The sequence below is a fragment of the Streptomyces sp. SID3343 genome (assembly GCF_009865215.1).
GTDB lineage: Bacteria > Actinomycetota > Actinomycetes > Streptomycetales > Streptomycetaceae > Embleya.
Window position 1 is genome coordinate 1 of record NZ_WWJX01000513.1, and the last position, 3,329, is coordinate 3,329.

Annotated in this window: 4 protein-coding genes; 1 reads left to right on the forward strand and 3 read right to left on the reverse strand. The window is 72.4% G+C overall.

The annotated features are described in order from the left end of the window. From GT354_RS16235 to GT354_RS16245, 3 genes are all read right to left on the reverse strand, one after another. Positions 1–255: ABC transporter ATP-binding protein (locus GT354_RS16235; protein WP_161357026.1), on the reverse strand; the 255-nt coding region annotated here is incomplete at its 3' end. Next, positions 252–1,217 carry an iron ABC transporter permease gene (locus tag GT354_RS16240; RefSeq protein ID WP_161357029.1) on the reverse strand — a complete coding sequence of 322 codons (966 nt, stop codon included), beginning with the start codon at positions 1,215–1,217 and terminating at the stop codon, positions 252–254. The genes GT354_RS16240 and GT354_RS16235, both read right to left, overlap by 4 nt. A 145-nt stretch (positions 1,218–1,362) precedes the next feature. After that, positions 1,363–2,478 (reverse strand): ABC transporter substrate-binding protein, encoded by a 1,116-nt coding sequence (locus GT354_RS16245; protein WP_161357027.1) that lies wholly within the window; start codon positions 2,476–2,478, stop codon positions 1,363–1,365. A gap of 311 nt (positions 2,479–2,789) precedes the next feature. Here GT354_RS16245 and GT354_RS16250 point away from each other — a divergent pair. Further along, the coding region (locus tag GT354_RS16250) for an LLM class flavin-dependent oxidoreductase (RefSeq protein WP_161357028.1) at positions 2,790–3,329 on the forward strand (540 nt) is incomplete at its 3' end.

The window sequence follows — 3,329 nt, forward strand, 5'->3', positions numbered from 1 at the left end:
GCCGTCCTGGAGCACGGCGGCGGTGCGGCGCGCGGCGGTGCGCGCGGACAGCGTCCACACGTCGTCGTCGCCGAGGCGGACCACGCCCGCGTCCGGGCGCAGCGAGCGGTACACGGTGCGAAGCAGCGTCGACTTGCCGCTGCCGTTGGGGCCGACCAGGCCGACGAAGTCGCCCGCCGCCACCGCCAGGTCCACGTCCCGCAGGACCGGTGTCCCGTCGAGCGCGACCCGCACGCCCGCGACCGTCAGCCTCACGCGTCCTCCCCGGCCCGGCCCCGGCGCAGCAACCACAGAAAGAACGGCGCGCCCACGGCCGCCGTGAAGATGCCCAACGGGAACTCGTTGGGCGAGTCGAGAGTGCGCGACGCGAGGTCGACCGCGACCAGGTAGAGCGCGCCCACGAGCGCGGCGAGCGGCAGTACCCGTCGATGGTCGGCGCCGAAGCCGAGCCGGACGATGTGCGGGATCATCAACCCGACGAAGCCCACCCCGCCGGTCACCGCGATCACCGTCCCGGTCAGCAGCGCGGACACCGCGAGCAGGCACGCGCGCATGCGGTGCACGTCCACGCCGAGCGCGGTCGCCTGCTCGTCGCCGGTGACCATCGCGTTGAGCCGGCGCCCGTACAGCAGCAACAGCGCGGTGGCGGCCGGGACCACGACGCCGACGACCTGCAACTGGTCCCAGCGGGCGCCCGCGACCGAGCCGAGCATCCAGAACATCACCTGACGCATCTCGTTGGGCGTGGCGCGCAGTTGGACGTACCCGGTCGCCGCGGTCAGGACGTAGCCGACCGCGACTCCCGCGAGCAGCAGCCGCATCGGCGCGATCCGCCCGCGACGCAGACCGAGCGCGAACACCAGGACGGTGGCCGCGGCGGCCCCCGCGAATGCCGCCGCCGACACGCCCAGGCCGCCGGCCGCCGCCGCGCCGCCGGTGATCACGAGCACGGCCCCGAACGACGCCCCCGACGACACGCCCAGGACGTAGGGGTCGGCGAGCGGGTTGGCGACCAGTGCTTGCAGGACCACCCCCGCGACCGCCAGCCCCGCGCCGGCGAGCGCGGCGAGCAGCACGCGCGGGACGCGGTACTGCCAGATGATCTGGTCCAGGACCGGATCCAGGCCCTCCCGCCGCCCGGTTGCGTGGCCGCCGACGATGCGCCACGTGTCCGCGACGGGGACGTCCACCGAGCCGATGCCGGCGGCGATCAGCATCATCGCGACCAGGGCGACGGCGAGCACGGCGACGCAGGGGAGGAGGGGCACGGCGTGCAGAGGGGCAGCCCGGGTTCGCGAGCCGCTCGGGTCCGCCGATTCGGCGGGCTTGCCAGGCTCGGCGGCGGTGGTCGGCGCTGCGGCGTCAGAAGGCATCGGGGTGCAGCATCCTGGCGGTCCTGTCGACCGCCGTCGCGTTGTCGGGGCCGAGGTAGGCGGAGTCGGACAGCACCACGTAGCGCTTGTTCCGCGACGCCTCCCACTGCGGGAACCGGGCGAACAGCTTGTCGGCCGCCGCCTGCGGGTTCGGGTCCTGGTACTGCACGACGATCACCGCGTCCACCTTCGCGGCGGCGACCTGCTCCTTGCTCAGATTGGCGAAGATCTCCTTCGTCGTGCCCGCGAACGCGTTGGTGCCGCCCGCCTGGTGAATGATGTCGTTCCAGATGCCGTTGGCGCCGATCGAGGTGAAGTCGGACGTGCCCATCGTCATGCCGGGGATGATCAGCATGACCCTGGGCGCGGGGCGGCCCGCGACCTTGGTGACCGTGACGGCGATCTTTTGCCGGGACTCGGCGATCAGCTTCTCGGCGCGGTCGGTGACGTCGAAGATCCGGCCGAGGTCGCGCAGGAGCGCGTAACTGTCCTCGATGGTCTGGGTGCCGTCGATCGATCCCGGTCCGCCGCACGTGGCCCTGGGTACATAGGAGTTCGCGCCGATCGCGGTCAGGTCGGCGCGAGTCGCGAAGCCGGACGCGGAGTCGAAGCCACCGCCGTAGGTGGAGATCACGAAATCGGGCCGAAGGCCGAGCATCGACTCGCGCGGGATGTCCATCATCTCGTTGAGTTTGATCCCGCCGTTGGGCAGCGCGGCGATCGCCTCGGCCCTGCCCGGCTCGTCGGACGCGCCGTAGTCCTGCGTGTTGGCGACGACGCGGTCGCCGAGGCCGAGCGCCAGGAGCGAGGTCACCTCGGCGACGGAGCCCCCGTTCATCACGACGACGCGGGAGGGGGCCTTGGGGTAGGTGTACTGCTTCCCGCAGTTCTCGACGGTGAGCGGGTAGGTGGTCGGGCCGCTCGCGGGAGTCTGCGGGGTGGGTGCCGCGTTGTTTGCGGGGGACGGGTCCCTGTCGCTCGCGTTCTTGCTGTTCGCGTTCTCGCCGTTCGCGGTCTTGCCGTTCGAGGAGTTGTCGCTCGATCCGCACCCGGTCAGGCACGTGGCCGCGAGCAGGGCCGTGACGATCCAACGTTTGGCGCGCATGTGGGTTCTCTCTCTGTCCAGGGCCGTCGGCGACCGTGGTCCGCAGAGGTAGTCGGGCTGTGCGGGAATCGAGTTCCCGGGGGTATGGGTGGGCGAGGACCGGGTGGGATGTCGCGCGGGTTGCGCTTGCGGGTACGCGGGTGCGCGGGTGCGTGGGTGCGTTCGGGTTCGGGGGTGCGGTCGGGTTCGTGAGTGCGTGGGTGCGGCCGGGTTCGGGGGGCCGGGGTTCGTGAGGCCGGTTCCGGTGGGGGCGGGGCCGCTGCCTAGGCTCTTCGGGATCGGTACGAAACGGACCCCGGAAGGGTTGTTGCATGCGGCTCGGCTTCCTGACCCACGTGACCGGGGCCGGCGACGCTCGTGCCACCTATCGAGAGACGATCGAACTCGCGGTCGCCGCCGAGGAGTTCGGCTACGACTCGTTCTGGCTCGCGCAACACCACCTGGGTGCGCAGGGCGCGCTGTTGCCGTCGCCGTTCGTTCTGCTCGCCGCGATCGCCGAGCGCACCACCCGGATCCGGCTCGGCACGGCGGTGATCGTGGGCTCGGTGGAGCACCCGATCCGGCTGGCGGAGGACGCCGCCGTACTCGACGCGCTCAGCGGCGGCCGGCTCGAACTGGGTCTGGGCGCGGGCGCCGACCCGTCGACCTTCGCGGCGTTCGGGGTCGCGCACAGTGAACGCCACGCTCGCCTGCACGACACCGTGGACGCGGTACTCGACCTGCTCGCGGGTTCCGACCTCGTCCCGGCCGCGCCGACGCTGCGCGAGCGCGTATGGCTCGGCACCGGCAGTGCCGAAGGCGTCGCTTGGGCCGTCGAGCGCGGCCTCGGCGTCCTGTCCGGCCGCCGCTCC

Bases quoted from the DNA above. Each gene is read 5' to 3' on its own strand.
- GT354_RS16240 (WP_161357029.1), bottom strand. From the start codon at position 1,217: ATGCTGATCGCCGCCGGCATCGGCTCGGTGGACGTCCCCGTCGCGGAC.
- GT354_RS16245 (WP_161357027.1), bottom strand. From the start codon at position 2,478: ATGCGCGCCAAACGTTGGATCGTCACGGCCCTGCTCGCGGCCACGTGC.